Raw genomic sequence first — 16,106 nt, forward strand, 5'->3', positions numbered from 1 at the left:
GGTGCCTGTTCTTTCTGCTGAGCACCTTCAATCTCTGGGTTTTCAACCAACTTTAAAAGGTCAGAGAAGGCACCTTTCCCCATCCATTGAGATCTATCAAGCTGGAGAATGCTTTCCATTGGTGCCTGTTCTTTCTGCTGAGCACCTTCAATCTCTGGGTTTTCAACCAACTTTAGAAAGTCAGAGAATACCCCTTCCCCCTCGCATTGAGATCCATCAAGATGAAGAGCGCAAGAATCAAAACCATCCTTGCCAGCAACCGTATTCAACAGGCTTGAAATAGCGCTGATGTCCTTCATCTAACCACCGCCCAGCTTGATTTGAAAGCCCTCTAGATTATTTTTCGGCTCTTATGTTCCAAAGCTACATACCCGAGAGCCAAGTTTTCTATTCAGAACTGGTAGTAATTCAAAAAACCCAAGTACAACGTCATCTGAGTGAGCTCCGCGAGGCGTGTCTCCATGTCAGCGTACATGGCTTCAAGAGAGGCCTGCTCCATAGCCAACCGAGCCTCAAGCTCATCTATACGTTGGGATATAGCCCTGGCCTGCCTCTCCAGTTGGTCGATCTTATTGGGAATCTTTCCCTTCTTGGCGGTGGTGCCTCCCACGCTCTGGGATGACTCAGATACCATCCCATCGGCGTAGGCCTGAAGCTCCTTTGCAAAGGCGTTCATGACCGACTTGACCTTCTCCGGAGACTCCAACATGGCCTTCATGAACTTGCTCTCGTCAAAGGCAAGCTTTCCACTTTTTCCATAGTCACTGGAGTCCGTCTCGATTCCCAAAGAGGCCAAGGTGGCCAAGCTGCCGTCTTCATAGCTTCTAGGTTTGCTGATTATATAGCGCATGTTCTGCTTGGCTCCCCATAAGAGGGAATCGCCCCTTAGAAGCCCCCATCGTCTCTCTATGTCAGATTGGGGATCTGAAACCGGCTCTTCCGTCATTCTTATGTTGATCCAGTCCAACGCTGCGTTGTAAGCCTCGATCATGCTCTTTACGCTGCTTACTGCTTCCTCGGCATCGAGCACTATATCTATGGTTGCCTTACCCTGATACTTGACCTCAAATTTCACTCCATCAAAAAGGTCATCTATGGTGTTACTTGCGCGTTCCACGGTGAGCCCATCCACCTTGAGCATGGCATTGGAAGCCTCCTGGAGCTCGTTCTTGTACGCTCCCGTATCGTCCAAAAGACCCATCGCTTTCAGGACACCATCGGGGTCACTCACGGTAATTGAGTAATCCGCCCCCGTCTTTTCACTGGATAAAACCAACCTATTGTCTATTACCTCTGCCTTGAAGGGTGAAGCAACGCCCTTTTCCTCGGACACCTTGGAGATCTGCTCTGCTATCTTGGCCTCCACATCGGACAGGCTGTCATTGGCATCTACCGTTATGGTAACGCTGAAAGATCCAATGGACACACTGAAGGAGCCACTAACCCCCAAAGGTGCCCCTGGGTCATCCTGCCTATCCGAGGCCACCCGGTGTTCCTTGGCTACCTGAAGGACCTCTATTTCATATCTATCTATGGACGCATCACTTTGAGCATCCACAGATATAAAGTCCTCCGGCCCGCTCACCACATTTACCTCGGCGGACTTATTGAGAAACGTGGCCTCCCTGCTAAGGGGATCCAAACTGCTCCTTAAATCTTTGAAGTATGTGGCAAGCTCCTTGTAGAGGCTCTCCTTATCCTCTAACTTTTGCTGCTCTGACCTCCACTGGTTCTCTATGGCGCGCTTGCTGTTTATGAGCTCGTCAATTATGGAACCCCAATCTATTCCAGAAGATACCCCTGTAACCTGCATATCCGCCAATTAAATCACCCCCCCAATGGGCAGAAAAATCATCAAACCTTGAAGCGCTTTACTTCTTCCTCCATCTGCTCTGCAGTGGCGTTTAGCTCTTCGCTGGATGCACTGACCTCTTGAGCCGTATCAGCGAACTCCTTGAGGGATTGAGTCATGTCCCTAATGGAGAGGGCTATGGAGTTTACCGCCTCGGTCACATTCCCAACCATGCTGGCCATCTCCTGGCTTGACGCACTCTGCTCCTGCGCGGAAGCCGCCAAGTCTTGAATCTTATTGGCGACGGACTCTATGCCCTCCACTATGACCCTTAGCTTTTCCTTCACCGTTCTAGCATTAAGCTGAGACTCCTCAACGGCTTTGGCCGTGCTATGGGTCGCCTCCACCGCCCCTTGTACACCTTCTTTGATTTTGCCCAAAATGGCCCCAATGTGCTGCGTGGCTTCTTTACTGTTTTCAGCAAGTTTCCTGATCTCCTCGGCGACCACTGCAAACCCTCTGCCGGCCTCACCGGCGCGGGCCGCCTCTATGGCAGCGTTCAAAGCCAACAAGTTGGTTTGCTCCGCTATAGCGTTGATCTGCTCAAGGATATCTCCTATGTTCAAAGCCCTGTTAGCTACGTCTTTGACCACTCCCACCGTCAGAGATGTCTTTTCCTGAGCCACCTCCACGGCTTTGGTTATGTCCTCGGTGGCACTATAGCCTTCCTCGGCACTCTTCTGGACGTCGCTGGACAAGGAAGAAAGCTCCTGCGCCAACTCTGAAAGAGTCTGGGCACTGGAAGCCACTTCCTGCACACCAGCGGAAAGCTCCTCTATCGTGGCCGCTATGCTCTGGGATTCGTCGTTCACCGTCTGGGCCTTGGATGTCATCTCCTCACTCGCTGCACCCATTTCCTCCGCCATGGAAGCCAAACCATTGGCGGACTGACTTGTCTCAACTGCCATTCCCGCTATGCCTTTGAAAAGATCCCTGAGCTCCTCGGTCACCTTGTTTAGGGTCTCGCCCATCTGAGCTATCTCGTCCCTTCCCTCGGAGTCGAACCTTACGGTGAAATCTCCCTGCCCCACCAGCAAAAGCTTCTCCGCGAAAGTTCCTATCCGGCCGCTTATGTTGCTTGCAACGTACAAAATCGCTCCAACTATAACCAAAAGGCCCAACCCCATGACCAAAGAAAGCTTCATGGTCAAAGACCTAACGCCAGCAAAGAGTTCTTTCTCAGGAATCACAACACCCAAGGACCATCCTACACTTTTTATTGGAGCAAAAAAGAGAACCCTTCTATTACCCTGGGGGTCCACTATTACGCCAGAGCCTTCTTCACCAGCGACCATCTTGGAGGCCAAATCCGAAAAACCTTTGTAGCCCGCCCCATCTGCTCCCAGCACATTGAAGCTCATAACCAACTCTTTTTTGGGATGAGCCAAGGTTAAGCCGTCCCTTCCCACCAAAAAGCCATACTCCTTTCCGCCTAAGTTGAGACCTTTTATTTCATTGGTAAGATGTTCAAGCAAAATGGTGGCACCTAGGACACCCACCAGATTGCCGTTTTCTCCCTCCACCTTGCGGGCATAGACTATCACTGGCAAACCTGTTACCTTGCTTATCACTGGGTCGCTCCAAGCTGAGTCCTTTCCTTCTTTTATTATCTGCTGGAAATAATCTCTATCGCTTATGTTGGCCTTTTTCCCCAACGTTGTGTAAGCTTCACCATCGGGCTTTGCAAAAAGAAGCATCTCTACATTATCCATATTCTTAGCCGCATCCTGAAGTCCCCTTTCCATGAGCTGCCAAAACCCGGATCGAACGTCGCTTCGCACCGCTACCTGAGAAAGTTGAGATTCTACGGAGCGGAATGTCATATCCAAAAGGGCAGATTTTTCTTTCACTATGGTCATAGAGTAATCCCTTGCGTCCCTTTCTATATTGCCCTTGACGCTGCCCCACACCAAAACAGCAAGGACCCCAAACACCACAAGAGTACTTCCCACCAATAAAAGTAACATCTTGCCTCGGATGTTCATTCCTTCTCCTCCCCGCTTTATTGTTGTCTACTTCTCAATATTCCTCATAAAATATCTCCAGCACTTTGGCAGCTATGTTGCCCTTCTCCGTCTTACCAAAGGTAGCCGAGAACTTAGGTATGGCCCCCACCTTGACCACCCCAGGCTGGGATATAGGAACGCCAAGGTTTATAACATCACCCAAAGAGACATCGTGGATCTCCCTCAACGTAAGCTCAGCACTACAGAGTTCGGCTGTAACAGGAACCTCTACACCTTCTATCTTCTCCCTCAATTTGTCACGTTCTTCCTCGGACAAGGTCTTGTCCTTGGATAAAAACCACTCCTGAGGATTGAACTTATCCAATATGGGTTCAAGGGTATGATAGGGAAGCCCCAAATTCATTTTCCCTTCGGTAACCCCGACCTGCACTCTTATGGTCACAAGAAGCATCATCTCCGTCTTGGGAGCTATCTGAACAAAAAAGGGATTGCTCTCTATTCCCGAAAGCTTAAAGCGTACGTTGTTTTCAATGGTTTTCCAGCTTTCGTCCAGTTCCTTCAATACCCTGTGAAGAATTTTATCCACTATGGAAAACTCCAGATCGGTGAACTCCCTAATGTGAGAAGGAGGAGCCCCTTTGCCTCCCAAGAGCCTTTCTATCAACGCAAAGACCAAATGCTGACTTACCTCTAGGATAGCCTTTCCACCAAGAGGATTTACCTCCAGAATGGCTATGGTAGTGGGCGAAGCCACTGATCGCACGAACTCCTCATAAGGAATTTGCTCCACATTGGCTATGTCTACGGAGACCACTGAGCGGGTCATCGCGGAAAAGGTGCTCGTCAGGTACCTGCCGAACGCCTCATGGAGCATCTGAAAGGCCCTGATCTGGTCCCTATTGAACTTGCTGGGACGCTTGAAATCATAGACCTTAACACTTTTCCCAGGCTCCTCAACTACGGCATTTGCCTCGCCTGATGCAATAGCACTCAACAATTTATCTATCTCGGACTGATTAAGGACATCTACCAAGCTTTCTCCCCCCGCTATTGGGTAATAAAGGATTTCACTAAAACCCTTCTTATGGGCATCTCAACGCCCTCAAAGGTTGGAGCAACCTCGTTCAACCGGATAGCTATCCTCTCCAAAAGCCTAAGTAGCCCTTCAGCGCTCTTGAAACTATCCTTACCAGCCATGAGACACTGGGCTATTACCTCGTTCCTGAAGAGCACCTTCCAGTAATCGTCTTTGCTCAGCTCCTCCAGGACCTTTTCGTTCTCCAGCTCAAGAACCAACTCAAAACTCGCCAGAAGGTCCCCTGAAAGGTCGCCCGGCAAGGACAATCTAAACTCCCCAAGGTCGAAAACGGGGTAACTTTTGTTTTTAACCACGTCAAGACTTTCTGCAGGTTTTTTGCCTACTATCCCGCTGAAATAAAGCCCCGCAACCACTCCCACAACAATTACAATTAAAATAATGCCCCCAAAAATGGCTATTTTTTTAATTTTGCCTTTCAACGAAGGCCCCCCTAACTCTTGGCGTTTAAAGTAGACGTCATCTCTTATACTTTACTACTAGTATAAGAATCGGATGATGGCCATACAGCCTTTAGATTAGTGGCTTAACGTAAAGGAAAGGAAGATCGTTGAATGTTAAAAAAGTTTGTTCTTATGCTTGTTTTGTCCTTGCATTTGATAGTTATCCATCACACACCCACGGCCTTTGCGGAAAAAGGGCCTCGTCATAAAGTGCTCTTCATTACAGAGAGCAATCAAAAGACCCAAATGGCCACAAAAGCCTTGATGCTTCTTTTAAATGACCCCACGGAAAAAGTTCCTTTCATCACAGCCACACTAACCATAAGCCCTCTGGGTTCATTAACTTACTATAACATATTGGAACAGATAAAATCCCAAAAACCAACCGCATGCGTCTTTCTTCTAAAGACCCACCAATTCCCTTCCCTTGCAAAAATAATGGAGGAAGAAGAAATCCCATCCATATTCCCCTGGGGAGGCCCAGTGGAGGATAACCTTCATGAAAGGGCCTATACTTTCTTCATGAATTGGAACGAAGCCTCGCGCTTCGAGGCTTTAGGGATTTGGGCAGAAAGAAAAAATCTGCGAAAATGGAGCCTAATCGCCGAGAGATTGGACGCTACTTCGAGGGCTCTCAGCAAGGAAGCAGCCAAAAAACTTTTAAATGAAGGCATAAAAGATGTGAGAACATTCCAAATAAACCCCAATGACGACTCGAATCTCTTAAACACGCTAAAGGAAGGAAGGGCTACCGGCCATGGAAACATATTAGCTTTCTTGAACCCCATGAACATTATAAGGATAACCACCTTCGTCCAAAAACAAGGCATGCAGGACCTCCTTATAACAAGCGGCTGGGAATGGGAACAGACGCCTCCCGTAGAAGGGATACATGTTATCACCCAATACCCCCTCCCAACAGAAGAAACCCTATCCTGGGCAAAAAAACACTTCCATCAAGATATATTAGAACATATTCCCCTCGAGCAATTGATCAAAGCCTATGGGGCTGCTATGTGGCTATCCCAAGCTCTATCGCTGCCAACTTCGACTCCATTAGATGTAGCAAGAAACCTGGAAAGGACGGGCGCTCTAAACGTACTGGGATATGAGCTGGAGGTATCATCAAAGACACATCTGCCCCTTGAACAAACCTTCAGCTTGCTCAAACGCAGCCGAGGGAAATGGATATTAGAGGGAAAAATAACATTAGAAAAGCGTCAATGAGCCCTATCTATGGGACCAAAAGAGGGGCAGCATCTCAATGAAGCGATCAAGCTCCAAGGGCATGAGATACCTTATCACGGCAACAGAGAGTATCGCCAAAAACACAAGTCCCAAAAGAATCTTTACGGGAAACCCTAAAATGAAGATGTTCATCTGGGGAATCAGTTTGGCTATGAACCCCAATCCTATCTCGGTAAGGAGCAAAATGCCGAAGTAAGGCAATGCCACCTTCATGGCAAGAAGGAAGAGCTCCTTAAACCAAAGCCTGATCCCATCGAGCGATATCAAAGTAAAGACAGGGCTTCCCACAGGTATTATGGACAAGCTCTCCACTATCCCCTGAGTTGCCAAAAGGTGCCCCCCAAAGTAGAGCCAAAACCATGTACCTATGAGATATTTCATCTGACCAATAACTGACGTCCTCTGTTCCGACATGGGATCCATGACCTCAGCCATTGCAAAACCCATTTGCTGGCTTACCAGTCTGCCAGCAATCTTTAAGGCATATAAGGGGCTCGAGGCCAACACTCCCAAGATTATGCCCACCAAAAGCTCTCCCAAGGCCCCGAAAGCAAAGGTAAAGCTGGAAGACAAAATAGACACGTCCAAAGCCTTTGAAGATAAAGATGGATAAGATGCCACGGCCATAGCTAGGGACAAGTAGTACCTTACCATCATGGGCAGACTGGCATCTGAGAAGAAAATGAGGGAACTTATGACCCCCAAGAACCTCAAGGAGGCCAAAAACAAGAACAAGAGAAAAGGAACTATATCCAGCATCCTACCCCTCTTCTCATTTTATGAAGCTCTCCAAGTTACCAAATATATCTGATGCAAGCTTCAAAAGCGGGGAGAACAACGTTGTTCCCCAAAAAAGAGACACAAAAAGCACCACCAAAATCTTGGGGAGAAAGGACAAAGTCTGTTCCTGAATGGATGTAGCGGTCTGCAAAATCCCCATGGCCAACCCAACCAACGTGGCAGCCAAAAGTATGGGTAACACTCCACCTATGGCCGTCCACAGGGCGCTGCTAAACAGAGAACCTAAAGAACCATCCATCTTTAAAGCACTCCCTACCTAAAACTTTTTACAAGGCTGACTATCACGAGGTCCCAACCGTCAGCAAGAACGAACAACAGCACCTTGAAAGGCAAGGAAACCAACATGGGCGGCAGCATTATCATGCCCATGGACATGAGCACGCTTGAAACTATCATGTCGATGACCAAAAAAGGAACGAAAAGCACCACTCCCATTTGAAAGGCGGTCTTAAGTTCGCTGAGCATGAAAGCCGGCAGCAAAACAAGAGTGGGAACATCTTCGGGCGTGTTGGGCCTTTCCAAATCGGAAAGGGATATCATCAAGGAAAGTTCCTTTTCCTTGGTTTGACTTAGCATAAACTCCCTAACAGGCTTCAAAGTTCTATCCATGGCTTCCTGCGTAGTTATCTGTCCCTCCTGTAGAGGGATGTACGCCTCCTTGTACACTTCCTCCCACACGGGCCGCATTATGAAAAGGGTCAAAAATATCGCCAACGTTACAATCACCTGGTTGGGAGGCAACTGCTGAACCCCTATGGCACTCCTGAGGAAACCTAGAACAACCAAAATTCTGGTGAAGCTTGTGACCATCAAGGCCAACGCTGGCGCGAGACTGAGAAGAGTAACCAGAAGAAAGACTTGCATGGTTAAAGGCAGGTCTTGCTGGTTGCCATTGATGTTCAAGGAAACAGAAGGTACAGTAGGGCCTTGCACTTCTTGAGCAAAGGCTGCCTTCCCACACAAAAGATGCAACACCAATATTCCCACAAGAAACCAAAAAATCTTTTTATTACGAGTCATGTTGAGTGCAGACGTTCCCTTCACAAGATCGACTCTATCATATCCCTCTATCTAAAACCCAAGACTAAGTATAGCCTACCTCCTTCAGGGTCACACGACATGGGGATAGTGTAGTACTTTATGTCCGGAGACTCGGAGGGAACGGACTTTAGGTTCTCTCCGGAGAACATCTGAGGAGGAGTTACATCCACATGCTTACTGTAGCTCTTACTCAATTCCTGCAGTGCAGAACCACATATCATATTGGTAAGTTCTCCTAAGGCGCTCATGGAAATGGGATCATCAGGGGAGGGATTAGATATCATCCCCCCTGACATTACTTTTATTATGTAATTAAAGGCTTCATTATCTATTAGCAGAGACACTGATCCCTTGAAATCTTCACCTATAACTCCGATAAGAGCTGCAGCACAAGCAGTTTTGGACTTGATACCTGGAGCTATCGCACCTTTGTCCACTTTTATGGAAAGGCCTAGACTTTTAGATACCTTAACCGTAGAAACTGCAAAAGCCTGCACCATGACCGAAAGCAATTTCAAGTCTTTCATTTCGCCACCTCGTTCTCTCTTATTTCTACTTCCCATATAATACTACTGCTGGGTTTAATATCCACATATTTTTTTTCGTCCGTTTTGCCGATATAATTAACATATGTGCCCAACGTTGTTCAAGCTTTGAAATCTTCAAAAATGTGCTAAAAGGAGTCGTCGACATGTCCAATATGATCATCAACGTAAAGGTAACCGATCTAAAACCAGGACAAGTGATAGGCGAGACTATCTTCGATAAGCATGGACGGCCCCTTCTTTGCAAAGGGGTAAAGCTCACCCCTTCCCACATAACAAGGCTCTTGGCCAGAGACTACATAGAATACGTAAAAATAGAGATCCCTTACGAAGAGGCCTCCAAGGGCATCATAAAGCCCGCTGAATCCATAAAGAACATCCCTCCAATCGTTCACCAGAAGCTGGGACAATTCTTCAAAAAGGCCAGGCATATTGACCGTCTCGAGGAGAAGGCCGTGGAGGAACTGGCAGACGACATTCATCCTTTGATAGAAACCATATTCTCCTCGGAGCCATCAATACTGGACAACCTCCAGTTATTGTCTGGACATGACGACCATACCCACGAACATTCATGGACTGTGATGCTCATATCTCTTTCTACTCTACGAGCTGCTGAGATCCTGGGAATATATAGACCAACGGAAGAGGACAAAAACAGCCTCGCCATGGGAGCGGTACTCCACGACATAGGGAAAACCAAAATCCCCTTGAAAGTGCTAAACAAACCCGGGAAGCTATCCCCCGAAGAGTGGCAACTGATGCAGCAGCATGTCACCTTCGGCTACCAGATGGTAAAGGACACTCCCAACCTAATGCCCACATCCAAAGCTATAGTGGCCCACCATCATCGCTTCCTGGACGGAAGCGGATACAGCGCTCAAGGAGTCCAAGATTTGGAGTCCATCCCTAACCATGTACGGATAGTAACCATATCCGATATATACGACGCCATAGTCTCAGAAAGGCCATACCATGTTGCCGCTTTACCCTACCATGCGCTGAAGATACTTTATCAAGGTGCAGGCAAACGATTCGATAAAAGGTTCATAGATGCACTAAGCCACGCAGTAGCACCCTTCCCCACCGGATGCTTCCTGCTCTACAAAGACGGTATCCTTGCACAGGTAGAAGAGATCCCTAAAAAAGAGAAGGACAATCCCGTTGTACGCATCATTGGAACCTTCACGGAAAAATACACCCATCTCCTAGGAAAAACCTTCTCCTTCCAAAATCCTCCTATGGGCCTGCCAACTGAGGATACCCTCCTTCTGGGCTCCTATTCTCCCATGGGACTTGCGGATAAAACCAAAGGCGCTCTTAGCCTCGGCAAGGTGGGGAAAGACCTTTTGGGTACCGAAGAACCTACCAACCTATACGCCCTGCGCTCTTTTGACGATATTCTCCACAAAGCTTTCTCTTTCCTATTTGCATCCAAAGAAAAAGAGGAGCAACCGGCTAAAAGTTAACTAACCCTAGCCATCAGCTTGAAAGTGCCTTGTTAACCGCCTCCAAAACCCTTTCAGGCTGGAAGGGTTTGACCACAAAATCCTTGGCTCCTGCTTTTATGGCCTGAATTACAATATTTTGCTGCCCCATGGCGCTAACCATGACAACTTTGGCATTGGGATCCAGTTTTTTAAGGGCAAGGAGAGTATTGAGCCCGTCAAGTTCTGGCATAGTTATATCCAACGTCACCAAATCGGGTTTTGTCTTCGCGTACTCCAAAAGGGCTTGCTTTCCGTTCTCCGCCTCGGCAACAACCGTATGATTGCCTTTTTCAAGGATGTCCTTCATCATTATTCTCATGAAAGCCGCATCATCAACTACCATTATATTTGCCACTTCAAATACCTCCCTCACACCCTCATTTGCGCTAGTTCTTTTATCCTTTCTGGACCTTCCAGATTTCGTTAGTGAGTTTTTTTGCTGCACTTTTTACTCCCTGGGGATCCCCTGAAGCAAAAGCCTCAAGCATGCGAAAAAGCGCCTCTTCCTCCATGCGCAGTCCCGCCATTATCTTGCTGTACTCCTTTATCAATCTTGCGTCGGCCTTTGGTGGCTTGGGCACAGACGTTCTAAGAGCTTTATAGTACCGTGATATCCTCTCCTCCAAGACCCCTTTCTTGGAGGGATCCCTCAAACAAGTGGCCATCTCGCCGGCTGTAGGAAGTTTATCGGGACAACCCAACGAACTATTCACTCTCTATTCCCCCCTCAACTTGCGCAACAACCTCTGGAAGGCCCCAAAAGCCGCTAGCTCCTTCGAGTCTCCAGAAGCCTCTAGGCCACATTTTGTGATCAAGTTGCTTACAATAAGTTCCATGGCCCTGGCCATAGAACTTTTAGGATACGATTTTACCACAGGGCTACGTTCCTTCACTGCCTTCGCCACCTTGGGATCAAAGGGAAGATATCCCAAGTACCTCGGACTCAACGCTAAAAAACGATCGCTGACCTTTATAAGCCTTTCCGCTGCCGCATTAGCCTCCAACGAGCTTTGCGCCATATTAACCACGAAAAACAGGTCCTTCTTGGATAGCTTATCTCTCCCATAGGATAAAAGAAAGCTCTTCAGCAAACCATAGGCATCCTTCAAGGCCGTAGGTTCGGGAGTTGTTACTATTACTATCACATCCGAAGCCATGGCGAAAAACAAAACATCCCTGTTTACCCCCGCTCCCGTGTCGATCACTATGGCATCTGCCTTTTCGTCAAGGACATATAAATCTTTTAATAGGCCACTCTTTGATCCCCAATCCACCTCTTTAAGCCCTGAAATGCCGTTGCCCCCAGGAAGAAGCCATACTCTTTCTGAGATGGGAAGTATTATTTCTTTTAAGGTAAGTTCTTCCCTCAACACATGTCCCAAATTGAGCCTCACATTGAGACCCAAAAGCACATCCAGATTGGCCATGTTTATATCGGCATCCAGCAGGACTGTGGGGGTCTTGAACCTTTCCCCCAGAAGCAAAGCCAAATTCAGGGCTACATTACTCTTTCCTACTCCCCCTTTACCACTTACCACGGCGATGGACTTGGCTTTCATGGGGGAAACATCCCTTCTTGCTGTCGATGACCTCATGGCCCTTTCCAATTCCTTAGCCTGGATCGACGTAGGACCGTCCAACAGGGGAAATAAATTTTGATCATACAACGCTGTTCACCCCCGCCAGGAAACATGAGGTCACGAAGTCACAAGAAGCCACATGTATGTCCCTCGGCACGTTCTGCCCTGTGGTGACAAACGACAAAGGCACCCCCATAAACTTAGGCACCCAAAGTAAACTGGACGGCATTTGGGTCTCATCTACCTTTGTCAATATGACTCCATCAATAGCCACGTGAGTCCTTACGCTTTCAAAAGCTAGCTTGACATCCTGAAACTTCATGGTAGCCGAAACGGCAATATGCACCTTATCAGGCACAAAATGCTCGTAAACACCCTTTATGTGAGACAACCGATCAGACTCCCTGAATCCATGCCCTGCGGTATCCATGATGAACAGCGACTCTTCAGGATAGTTTCTCAAGATAGGCACCAACTCGGAGCCAGTGTTGATCACTTCCAAAGGCACGTTCAAAACCCTGGCGTAAGTCCTTATCTGCTCCACTGCGGCAACACGGTAATTGTCCGAGGACAAAAGCACCACCGGGAGCCCTTCCTGGATAGCCAATGCCGCTATCTTGGCTATGGTTGTAGTTTTCCCAACACCTGTGGGTCCAACTATCATGATCTTTCTGCCACCCAAAGCCTCCATGAGGGAACCTTCTCCTTTGCTCATGAAGAAGCCTTCCTTCTCTCTATTCATCCAAAGAGAAATAGGCACATCTTCCTCCAATGCTTCCCCGAAAATATGGGACAAAACCGATGTGGGAATTTCGCCCTCCAAAACCTCCTTCAACCTGAGGGAACTTTCCTGCTTCTTGGGCGGGAAAGGATCCCTACCACCCTTCGAACCGGAAGAAGGTTGAGATAGGGCTATCTCCACCTCATCCTCCACATTTTCTGCCAATTCCTCCAGGGTCCTGCCCCTTATTTTTTCTTTGCCCCCTAGATTACCCTTGAACTCCAAGAGAGCCTTAAAAACCTCTATCTGCTTTCTCTCCAACTCCCTATCCACAGAGCTGTCTGACGGTTTCTTTTCCTCCTCCACTATGCCTGCCCTAACTACTAATTTAGTTTTCTTCAAAAAGGGCAGGAAAAAAGGTACTTTCACTGTCTGGATTGACAATATTACACCGTCACTTCCCAGCCTCTGTCTTACTTTGTCGAATGCTTCCTTTTCCGTTTTGGCTTCAAATTCTATTTCCTTAACTATTCTCATCGATTTTCAACCTTCACCACCTGTTCCGCTTCGGCCACTTTCTTATAGAACGCAAACCCCGAATATTTGAACCCCATGTTCTCATACCCAAAGATCTGCTCCGTTGGACCTAGCATCAGGTAGCCGCCCTTTAACAGTATCTTGTTGAAATCCCTGTACAGCTTCTCCTTTGTCTCTGCGGAAAAATATATGACAACGTTCCTGCACAAAACGAGATGAAAACCTTTAGGTAAAGAGTCCTCCAAAAGATTGAGTTTCTTGAACTTTACGTTACTTTTAATTACGTCCTTTATCCTATATTTGTCAGGTCCCAGTTTCTCAAAATACTTATTTTTGACTGAACTGCTGATGTTTATAAGCTGCTCTTCTTTATAAACCCCTTCTTTGGCTTTCTTTAAAATCCCCTCATCTACGTCAACCGCCACGACCTCAAATTTTAGGTTACACTCGGTGGCCATAATGGCCAAAGAATAAGGTTCCTCGCCCGAAGAGCACCCTGCGCTCATCATCTTCAAGGGCCTATTCCCTGCCAGATCTTTGAGCTCCGGCAAGATCTTGTCCCTTAAATAATCCCACCTGTTGGGGTTCCTAAAAAACTCCGTCACATTTATGGTTATATAATCCAAAAACTCTCTTCTTTTTTCCTCATTTTTTTTTATGAGGTCATAGTAATCCTCGTATGACGAGATGTTCCAGTTTCTCATGAGAGTGTGAACTCTCCGATGAATTTGATACTTGTATATGTTAAGATCTATCCCTGTAAGCTGAGCTACCTTTTTCTTGAAAAGGTCGTAACCCTCACCAGCTGGATATACTTTCTCCTCCACTACAGTCCCTCCTATCACTACTATACCGCGCATATAAAGGGATTACTTTTTACCCTGCTTTTCAACTATCTCGGTGATTCGGACTCCAAAGTTCTCCTCTATTACGACCACTTCGCCTTTAAAGATGGGCCTGTCGTTCACCGTTATCTCCACAGGCTCTCCCACTTGTCTATCCAATTCTATGACTGCACCTGGCTCTATAGAAAGGATGTCCCCTATGGTCTTTTTGGTCCTACCGAGAACCACCGTTATCTTCACGGGTATGTCCATCAAAAGATCTATCTTCTCATCTACCGCTGCCGAAGGCACGAACCCTTGAGCCCCCTGACTTATATCGGGGAAGGACGCGGGCTGAGCTTTGGGCTGTTCTTTCGTAGGAACCTGCCCCCCCGGCGTGAAATCAAAGTTTGAGGAAGCTTTGACGCTTGCTATTAGCTCATCCATGGAAAGCTGGGCATCTTGGCCCATGCTTTCTAGATCGGGTATATCAGTCGCTGTGCCTTCATCCTCTAAGCCCTCAAGTCCTTTGGATATGGCCTCCAATTCCTCCATGCTCAAGTCAGGAGAAATCTCTTGTTCTTTTGCTTCACTTCCTCCCTCGGAAGAACCTTGCTTTTCTTCCTTTGGAGCTTCCACTTGCTCCTCTGGGTTTGGTTGTTGTTCGTTCTGCCTTTTTTCTTCATCCATGGGCCCAACTGCCACCTCACCACGAGAGGTAGCCCCACCTCCTCACGGCAAAATTTCAGTATATTCTAACATCTACACTCCGAAGGTCTCCACCATCTTCTGGGCTGTCTCGTTTTCCGATTCAAAGGATTTGGAGGCGGCCTCATAGGCTCTGCTGGCCTCTATGAGCCTAGCCATCTCCTCAACGACGTTTACGTTGGAACCCTCCAATGCCCCCACGGCCAAAGACACAGACTCCTGTAAAATTGCCTCACCAGAGTCTGGCGTAGCCGAAAAAAGACTATGACCCAATCGACGTAGAAAGGAGGGCCTTTCAAAGTCGTACAGTGCTATGACGCCAACAACCTCCCCGTCAGCTATCACCGATCCATCCTCCCGAATAGTCACTTCCTGAGCATCGCCCACCTCAATAGGGCCCCCTTCCCCCATGAGAAACAACCCCGATGGCGTTACGATCCTTCCCTCACTATCCAAGGTGAAATTACCAGCCCTGGTGTAAAACAGGTTTTGACCGTCGGAAAGTTGAAAAAAACCCTTGCCCTTTATTGCACAATCCAAAGGGTTGCCTGTACTCTTAACAACCCCTGGGGTAGCATCCATTGCCGTCTCGGCTACCACTACTCCCAGGTTGGTCTCCCCTACCACCTCTCTGGCGCTTTCCCCTCCTGAGCCTTTCTCCTCGCGGACAAGCTCCCCTGCGGGCAACGCCTTCTGGGTCAGTATTTCCTTAAAAAAACCTGTAGTGTTGACGTTGGCCAAGTTATTGGAAGCCACATCCACCTTGGACTGCTGCACCAACATGGCCGATATGACTTTATATATACCCCTAAACAATTTTTATGCCTCCCGCGCACGCCTATTTCTTAACCTTTAAGTAAATCCAAAGAGGCTTCCAGCATGGCTTTGGCTGATTTTACCACCTCTAAGTTGGCCTCGTATGCGCGGCTTGCCGTCATCATGTCGGCCATCTCGCGTACCACTGACACGTTGGGATATGCTACATAGCCTTCTTCATTGGCATCAGGATGACCTGGGTCGTACACCATTCTTGGTGCAGATTGATCGGTGGCAACCTCCTTAAGCTTGACTCCTGAGGCTCCCATCGCCTCATCCAACTTTTCCTCGAACACTGGGACTTTCCTCTGGTATGGGCCTCCATCCGGCGTTCTGGTGGTGTTTGCGTTAGCCAGGTTCTCAGAGATAACATCCATCATAGCTCTATGGGCGGTAAGACCGCTACCTGCTATGTCTATGGCCTTAAATATCTTCAT

The 16,106-nt window shown here is 47.7% G+C and carries 19 protein-coding genes; 2 read left to right on the forward strand and 17 right to left on the reverse strand.

What is annotated here, in order from left to right:
* The 5 genes from V7Z69_RS02580 to V7Z69_RS02600 form a co-directional block, all read right to left on the reverse strand.
* A partial coding sequence (locus V7Z69_RS02580) for a hypothetical protein (protein ID WP_334138372.1) occupies positions 1-299 on the reverse strand: 299 nt, incomplete at its 3' end.
* A gap of 92 nt (positions 300-391) precedes the next feature.
* Entirely contained in the window at positions 392-1,813 is a 1,422-nt protein-coding gene (gene fliD / locus V7Z69_RS02585; protein ID WP_334138479.1) for a flagellar filament capping protein FliD, read from the reverse strand.
* 41 nt (positions 1,814-1,854) lie between these two features.
* Entirely contained in the window at positions 1,855-3,837 is a 1,983-nt protein-coding gene (locus V7Z69_RS02590) for a methyl-accepting chemotaxis protein (RefSeq protein ID WP_334138373.1), read from the reverse strand.
* A 34-nt stretch (positions 3,838-3,871) separates the two neighbouring features.
* Positions 3,872-4,852, reverse strand: coding sequence for a flagellar motor switch protein FliM (gene fliM / locus V7Z69_RS02595; protein WP_334138374.1), 981 nt, complete (start codon positions 4,850-4,852; stop codon positions 3,872-3,874).
* A 14-nt stretch (positions 4,853-4,866) separates the two neighbouring features.
* Positions 4,867-5,337, reverse strand: a complete 471-nt coding sequence (locus V7Z69_RS02600; protein ID WP_014162275.1) for a flagellar basal body-associated FliL family protein — start codon at positions 5,335-5,337, stop codon at positions 4,867-4,869.
* 132 nt (positions 5,338-5,469) lie between these two features.
* On the opposite strand from V7Z69_RS02600, the gene V7Z69_RS02605 reads away from it, so the two are divergent.
* Positions 5,470-6,585, forward strand: coding sequence for a type 1 periplasmic-binding domain-containing protein (locus V7Z69_RS02605; protein WP_334138376.1), 1,116 nt, complete (start codon positions 5,470-5,472; stop codon positions 6,583-6,585).
* A gap of 3 nt (positions 6,586-6,588) precedes the next feature.
* Here the strand turns inward: V7Z69_RS02605 and V7Z69_RS02610 are convergent, their stop codons facing one another.
* Genes V7Z69_RS02610 through V7Z69_RS02625 form a run of 4 tightly spaced genes read right to left on the reverse strand, consistent with a single transcriptional unit; the run spans position 6,589 to position 8,975 of the window.
* A complete protein-coding gene (locus tag V7Z69_RS02610; RefSeq protein WP_014162273.1) occupies positions 6,589-7,365 on the reverse strand; it encodes a flagellar biosynthetic protein FliR in 777 nt (258 codons plus the stop codon).
* Positions 7,366-7,378: 13 nt separating this feature from the next.
* A complete protein-coding gene (locus V7Z69_RS02615) occupies positions 7,379-7,645 on the reverse strand; it encodes a flagellar biosynthetic protein FliQ (protein WP_014162272.1) in 267 nt (88 codons plus the stop codon).
* A 14-nt stretch (positions 7,646-7,659) separates the two neighbouring features.
* On the reverse strand, positions 7,660-8,427 hold the full coding sequence (gene fliP / locus V7Z69_RS02620; protein WP_334138378.1) for a flagellar type III secretion system pore protein FliP: 768 nt from the start codon (positions 8,425-8,427) through the stop codon (positions 7,660-7,662).
* A 47-nt stretch (positions 8,428-8,474) separates the two neighbouring features.
* A complete protein-coding gene (locus V7Z69_RS02625) occupies positions 8,475-8,975 on the reverse strand; it encodes a chemotaxis protein CheX (protein WP_334138379.1) in 501 nt (166 codons plus the stop codon).
* A gap of 164 nt (positions 8,976-9,139) precedes the next feature.
* Between V7Z69_RS02625 and V7Z69_RS02630 the strand changes: the two genes are divergently transcribed.
* Positions 9,140-10,462 carry an HD-GYP domain-containing protein gene (locus V7Z69_RS02630; protein WP_334138380.1) on the forward strand — a complete coding sequence of 441 codons (1,323 nt, stop codon included), beginning with the start codon at positions 9,140-9,142 and terminating at the stop codon, positions 10,460-10,462.
* Positions 10,463-10,475: 13 nt separating this feature from the next.
* Here the strand turns inward: V7Z69_RS02630 and V7Z69_RS02635 are convergent, their stop codons facing one another.
* From V7Z69_RS02635 to flgC, 8 genes are all read right to left on the reverse strand, one after another.
* Positions 10,476-10,838, reverse strand: coding sequence for a response regulator (locus tag V7Z69_RS02635; RefSeq protein ID WP_014162268.1), 363 nt, complete (start codon positions 10,836-10,838; stop codon positions 10,476-10,478).
* Between the two features lie 40 nt (positions 10,839-10,878).
* Entirely contained in the window at positions 10,879-11,196 is a 318-nt protein-coding gene (locus V7Z69_RS02640) for a hypothetical protein (RefSeq protein ID WP_014162267.1), read from the reverse strand.
* A gap of 3 nt (positions 11,197-11,199) precedes the next feature.
* The gene (locus V7Z69_RS02645) at positions 11,200-12,150 is read right to left on the reverse strand and encodes a P-loop NTPase (protein ID WP_014162266.1); all 951 of its coding nucleotides are present in this window, start codon (positions 12,148-12,150) and stop codon (positions 11,200-11,202) included.
* Positions 12,143-13,321: a flagellar biosynthesis protein FlhF gene (locus V7Z69_RS02650; protein WP_334138383.1), complete on the reverse strand. Its 1,179-nt coding sequence runs from the start codon at positions 13,319-13,321 to the stop codon at positions 12,143-12,145. Before V7Z69_RS02650 ends, V7Z69_RS02645 begins: the two co-directional genes overlap by 8 nt.
* Entirely contained in the window at positions 13,318-14,148 is an 831-nt protein-coding gene (locus V7Z69_RS02655) for a CheR family methyltransferase (RefSeq protein ID WP_334138385.1), read from the reverse strand. Before V7Z69_RS02655 ends, V7Z69_RS02650 begins: the two co-directional genes overlap by 4 nt.
* Before the next feature lie 42 nt (positions 14,149-14,190).
* Positions 14,191-14,835, reverse strand: coding sequence for a flagellar motor switch protein FliN (gene fliN, locus V7Z69_RS02660; protein ID WP_334138387.1), 645 nt, complete (start codon positions 14,833-14,835; stop codon positions 14,191-14,193).
* A gap of 72 nt (positions 14,836-14,907) precedes the next feature.
* Complete coding sequence (gene flgF, locus V7Z69_RS02665) at positions 14,908-15,669, reverse strand: flagellar basal-body rod protein FlgF (protein ID WP_014162262.1); 762 nt, start codon at positions 15,667-15,669, stop codon at positions 14,908-14,910.
* A 29-nt stretch (positions 15,670-15,698) separates the two neighbouring features.
* Positions 15,699-16,106, reverse strand: a complete 408-nt coding sequence (gene flgC, locus V7Z69_RS02670; RefSeq protein ID WP_014162261.1) for a flagellar basal body rod protein FlgC — start codon at positions 16,104-16,106, stop codon at positions 15,699-15,701.

Origin of the sequence: Thermovirga lienii, from assembly GCF_036847465.1 — a bacterium.
Lineage (GTDB): Bacteria > Synergistota > Synergistia > Synergistales > Thermovirgaceae > Thermovirga > Thermovirga lienii.

Excerpts from the sequence above, each read along its gene's own strand:
- fliD (WP_334138479.1), bottom strand. The coding sequence starts at position 1,813 with ATGCAGGTTACAGGGGTATCTTCTGGAATAGATTGGGGTTCCATAATT.
- V7Z69_RS02590 (WP_334138373.1), bottom strand. The coding sequence starts at position 3,837 with ATGAACATCCGAGGCAAGATGTTACTTTTATTGGTGGGAAGTACTCTT.
- V7Z69_RS02605 (WP_334138376.1), top strand. The coding sequence starts at position 5,470 with ATGTTAAAAAAGTTTGTTCTTATGCTTGTTTTGTCCTTGCATTTGATA.
- V7Z69_RS02610 (WP_014162273.1), bottom strand. The coding sequence starts at position 7,365 with ATGCTGGATATAGTTCCTTTTCTCTTGTTCTTGTTTTTGGCCTCCTTG.
- V7Z69_RS02615 (WP_014162272.1), bottom strand. The coding sequence starts at position 7,645 with ATGGATGGTTCTTTAGGTTCTCTGTTTAGCAGCGCCCTGTGGACGGCC.
- fliP (WP_334138378.1), bottom strand. The coding sequence starts at position 8,427 with ATGACTCGTAATAAAAAGATTTTTTGGTTTCTTGTGGGAATATTGGTG.
- V7Z69_RS02625 (WP_334138379.1), bottom strand. The coding sequence starts at position 8,975 with ATGAAAGACTTGAAATTGCTTTCGGTCATGGTGCAGGCTTTTGCAGTT.
- V7Z69_RS02630 (WP_334138380.1), top strand. The coding sequence starts at position 9,140 with ATGTCCAATATGATCATCAACGTAAAGGTAACCGATCTAAAACCAGGA.
- V7Z69_RS02650 (WP_334138383.1), bottom strand. The coding sequence starts at position 13,321 with ATGAGAATAGTTAAGGAAATAGAATTTGAAGCCAAAACGGAAAAGGAA.
- fliN (WP_334138387.1), bottom strand. The coding sequence starts at position 14,835 with ATGGATGAAGAAAAAAGGCAGAACGAACAACAACCAAACCCAGAGGAG.
- flgC (WP_014162261.1), bottom strand. The coding sequence starts at position 16,106 with ATGAAGATATTTAAGGCCATAGACATAGCAGGTAGCGGTCTTACCGCC.